4 protein-coding genes are annotated in these 5,169 nt (G+C 47.7%); all 4 read right to left on the minus strand.

Translation table 11 applies throughout. The features are described 5' to 3' along the window. Positions 1–2,702 precede the first annotated feature (2,702 nt). Entirely contained in the window at positions 2,703–2,966 is a 264-nt protein-coding gene (locus BBBE_RS05445; RefSeq protein WP_152023191.1) for a hypothetical protein, read from the minus strand. After that, positions 2,912–3,745 carry a hypothetical protein gene (locus BBBE_RS05450; RefSeq protein ID WP_192812764.1) on the minus strand — a complete coding sequence of 278 codons (834 nt, stop codon included), beginning with the start codon at positions 3,743–3,745 and terminating at the stop codon, positions 2,912–2,914. Before BBBE_RS05450 ends, BBBE_RS05445 begins: the two co-directional genes overlap by 55 nt. Further along, a complete protein-coding gene (locus tag BBBE_RS05455) occupies positions 3,672–4,946 on the minus strand; it encodes a hypothetical protein (protein WP_010701542.1) in 1,275 nt (424 codons plus the stop codon). The genes BBBE_RS05450 and BBBE_RS05455 overlap by 74 nt, the downstream gene beginning before the upstream one ends. Continuing rightward, positions 4,936–5,169: hypothetical protein (locus BBBE_RS05460; protein ID WP_192812765.1), on the minus strand; the 234-nt coding region annotated here is incomplete at its 5' end. The genes BBBE_RS05455 and BBBE_RS05460, both read right to left, overlap by 11 nt.

The raw sequence follows: 5,169 nt of genomic DNA on the forward strand, positions 1-5,169 counted from the left end.
AGTTCCCCTTTATCTCCAACCTCCCCGCCGTTGCCTCCACCCCCACTTGCAACATTTGAAATCCCCACCACCTAGTCCAAAAGTCCATNCCCCCCCTCACCCCTCCTTTTATCACCCCCGTTCCCTTTCCACTCCCACCCCCCACAATCCTTACATCCGTCAAACTAGCACTTGTCACCCCACTCTCAACCTTCACCCCATGCTCTCCCGTAAACTCAATCCTCGCCCCACTGTTCACCATCAACGTCCCACTTCCTGACATAGTTATCCCCGTCTGCACCCCTGTCATCGTCCCCCCATTCACCGTCAGATTCCCACTTGTCACCTGTATCCCCAACTCAACATTTGAAATCGACCCATTGGTCATCGTCATCTCCCCCGTCCCATCCTTTATCACCCCCTTCCCCTTTCCACCCCCCTTAATCACCACATCTGTCAAAGTAGCCATCGTCACCCCACTTCCCACCCTCACCCCATAATTCCCATCCCCATTCTTAAACGTAATATTCGTTCCCCCACTTATCGTCAAATTCCCCCCCGTTGCCTCCACCCCCATCGCAACATCTGAAATCCGTACCCCTGTCATATTCAACGTCCCCGTTGCACCCGTCCCCCTCCCATCCATCCACACCCCCTTTCCACTCCCCGCCCCCTTAATCGTCACATTTGTCAAATCAGCATTTGCCCCATTCTGCACCTTCACCCCATAACTCCCGTTCCCATTCTTAAACTGAATCGTCGTTCCCCCATTTATCGTCAAATTCCCCGTCCCCGTTGCATACACCCCACTCTCAACATTTGAAATCGTCCCCCCCATCATACTAGCACTCCCCGTCCCCATCACATACAACCCCGTCCCCTGTCCACTCGTCCCCCTAATCGTCGCCCCTGTGATATTAGCCGTTGCCCCATTCTGCACATGCACCCCATAATTCCCGTTCCCACTCTCAAACGTAATCTCCCCCATATTTATATTCACCGTCCCCTTCTTAACCTCCACCCCCACCTTAACCTGTGAAATATTCACCATATTCATCGTCATCTTCGTCCCACCCATAATCACCCCCTTACCCTCTCCATTTCCACCCTTTCCCTCAATCGTCACACTCGTCAACTCAGCCATCGTCACCCCACTCCCCACCTTCATCCCATAATTGTTCTTCCCACCCTCAAACGTCACCGTCCCCCCCATCACCTTCAACGTCCCCCCCTGCATATCCACCCCCTTCCCGAACCCCTCAATCCCCACACTAGTCAACATCACCGTCCCCCCACTTCCCTGCACCCCAAAATTCCCCCCACTCTTTCCCTCAATCTTCCCCCCCATCATCTTCACCGTCGCCCCACTTCCCGATACCATTATCCCCGTCCCATTCGCCCCAACCTCAATCTTCGAATCCCCATTTATATCCACCGTCCCACTCCTCGCATTCACCCCCATCGTGAAACCTGAAACATTCACCATATTCAAAGTCATCGTTCCCGTCTCATTCTGCACCCTCACCCCCATCCCCCCACTCCCCTTAATCTTCAACCTCATCACATCAGCAGTCCCCGCCCCATCCATCTGTATACCAACACCATCACCCCCACCCCCCTTTCCATTAACAGTCATCGTCACCATCTCCCCCGCCTTCCCCACTCCCATCACAGTAGCCTTCCCCGCCCCATTCCCCGTAATTTGTATCCCCGCTTCACTACCATTATTAAAAGTCACATTCCCATCAAACCTCACCGTCCCGCCCCCATCATTAATTTTCACCTTCACCTCTTCAATCCCCTTCACCCCCTCTCCCAAAACAACCATCCCCTCATTACTAACCTTCACTTCCCCCCTCTCAAACCCCTTCAACACCCCATTCAACGTAACAGAAGACCCTGACCCATCAACCACTATTTCCTTTTTTATCTTCACCCCCGCCCCCTCAACATTAACCTCCTGATTCAACATCAGCTTCCCTGCATTGGACACCTTAATCACCGGTAGACTACCACTCTTTCCACTCCCCTTCCCATTGATAACCTTCAGCTTCTTTATTATCGTAATATCTGCCCCATTCTTAACCGTCACGGCCGCCTCCTCCCTAGAGTGCTCATCCATATCTATATTTATATCCCCACCCCTACTACTACTCAGTATCCTTGTCCCACGACTATCACACACAATCGGCTTATTATCACCACTAACAGTACCAACACCACGACCACTCCCACAATTATGTGCTTGAGCATACGCCTTTGAAGTATGAGATGTTAGAGCAAGCCCAGCCATAAGAGCGGTTGAGACAACACATAAATAAACATGATGCTTAAAAACACAACGCATAACCATAACCCACATGTTCCCCTTTAACCTGTCAGGTTAAAAGAGACTAAACTATTCTAAAAAAAAGAAAACTAAAACTAAACCATACTAAAATGGCTTAAAACCCCATAAAATCCTCCCAACTCTAACCCTTACCTAAAAACACCATACCCTAATATAAAACACTCTTAACACCCACAAAGCCAAAACACACATCTTCAAACAACAAACAAAACACACATAAAATCAAAACATCAAACAAAGCGCCTAGACCTTAAACCATCACCTAAACCCATAAACAAAAAAAAATCTCTAAAACTAATAAATACGCTAAAATATACAAAATCTAAAACATATAAAAAACAAACACCTCTAAGCATTGAGAGAGTGTTTTCTGTTATACTTTTTTAGCAGAATATATTGCCCTATTTAAAAATGATTCATTAGGTAATGTTGTATTTGTGTCTTGTAAAATAAACACCGTACTCTCCCTTAAAATTGATCTCCCCCCCTCCATATGGACAGCACCTTTTGTGATAGCCATTCCATTGTAGATGTTTGTATAATTTGGCTTAATCAACACCACCCGTCCGCCGTCAACTACCCTCATCCCCTGCCCATAACCATTTCCATCGATCGTGAGATGTGATGCAACAACCACAGCATTTTTTGTACTTTACCCGTCTTTTCCATAGCATTTGTAGTGTCCTCTCCCACAATCCTAATGAATTCAGCTTCGTTGTTGTTACCCGTATAAGTCATTTTGACCGCTATTAAAGCAACTCCACCCTGGTTAAGATAAACACCGTACTCTCCCTTAAAATTGATCTCTCCTCCCTCCATACGGACACTTCCTTCTGTAATCGTCATCCCCTTATGAACACCTTTCAAGTTTGTACTAATCAACACCACCCGTCCGCCGTTATTTACGCTTATCCCCTGCCCATTGTCTGTAGTGCTCGTGATAATTATATCCTCAGCGATAACTATCCCACCCTTGACCTTAATGAATTCAGCTGTTTTGTTGCTACCCATATAAGTCATTCTGACATTCTTTAAAGCAGCATTTCCCCCTATGAGATAAACCCCGTAATATCCCTTAAACCCAATCTCCCCTCCCATCAAAATAGCATTCGCTCCATTCTTCACCCACACCCCTGTTTGCACCCCTGAAATATTCACATCCTTCATCACCATCTTCCCCTCACCCCCTACATTCACCCCCGTACCCTTATCATCTTGTCCTGTAATGCTAACACCATTTAACAAAGCATCTCCTCCTATGAGACTGACACCGTAACCTCCATTAAAAGCCACCGATCCCTTGTGCATTATCAACTTCCCACTTATCACCTCTACCCCCTTATCAACCTCTGAAATCTTCACCTCCTTCATCATCAACGTTCCCATCCCCGTTCGCATACACCCCCGTACCCTCATCACCTTGTCCTGTAATTCTGACATCATCTAACAAAGCCTGCCCCCTTGTGAGACTGATCCCATACTCTCCCATAAACCCAATCTCTCCTCCCTCCATATGAACAACCCCATCTTCGACACTCACCCCCTTATAGACATCCCTCAACTTTGTATCAATCAACCACACCGCTCCCTCACTCTTCACCTCTACCCCTGTTCCAACATTTGACATCTCCCCCCCTTTTATCGCCACTGTTCCCATGAGCGCCTTTACCGCCACCTCTGTCTCATGACCTTGCCCTGTAATTCTGACATCCTTTAAAGCAGCATTTCCCCTTATGAGACTGATACCATCCCCACCTTTAAACTCCACCGACCCTTTGTGCATCATCAGATTCCCACTTATCACCTCCACCCCCGTCCTAACCTCTGAAATCCGCACATCCTTCATCATCACCGCTCCCACCCCACTCTGCACATACACCCCCGTACCCTTATGACTTTGACCCGTAATTCTAACATTCTTTAAAGCAGCAATGCTCTTTGAAAGACCTATACCATAATCTCCCTTAAACCCAATCTCCCCTTTCTCCATACGGACAATCCCTTCTGTAATCGTCACCCCCTTATGAACATCTCTTATATTTGTCTTGTAGAGATCGATCCTTCCCTCATTAAGCTTGATACCTGTTTTTCCTGTTCTATTTCCCTTGATAGTGACCGCTATTAAAGCAACCCCACCTTCCTTAAGACTGATCCCATACTCTCCCATAAACCCAATTTCCCCTCCAAACATACGGACAATACCTTCTGAAACAGTCATGCCTTTATCAACATTGATATAATTTGGCTTAATCAACACGACATGGCCTTTTTGTGTTACACTCATCCCCTGCCCATAACCATTTCCATCGATTTTGATACCCTCAGCGATAACTGTCCCATCCACAACCTTAATGAAGTCAGCTGTAGGACTGCTACCCGTATAAGTCATTCTGACATTTTTTAAAGCAGCCCCACCCTGGTTAAGACTAACCCCATACTCTCCCATAAACCCAATTGACCCTCCTTTCATCGCTAGTATCCCCCCCTTCGCCTCCACCCCCTCACTAACATCTGAAATCCGCACATCAGTCATCGTCACCGCTTTCGCCCCCGACGCATACACCCCCGTTCCTTGCCCGCCTCCTGTAATCTCCGCCCCCGTAATATTAGCCGTCACCCCATTTCCCCACCCCTATCCCATAATTCCTGTCCCCACTCGTAAACGTAATCCTCGTCCTATCCCTCACCGTCAACGTCCCACTTCCCATCATAGTTATCCCCATCTGCACCTCTGAAATCGTCACCCTCTCCATCGTCACCGCTTTAGCCTCCATCGCATACACCCCCATTTTAACCTCTGAAATATTCACCCCAGTCATATTCAACGTCCCGCCTCCTTC

Source organism: Bartonella bovis 91-4 (assembly GCF_000384965.1).
Classification (GTDB): Bacteria; Pseudomonadota; Alphaproteobacteria; order Rhizobiales; family Rhizobiaceae; genus Bartonella; species Bartonella bovis.

Coding starts and splice junctions, on each gene's coding strand:
- BBBE_RS05450 (WP_192812764.1), bottom strand. CDS start 3,745: ATGAGGGTACGGGGGTGTATGCGAACGGGGATGGGAACGTTGATGATG.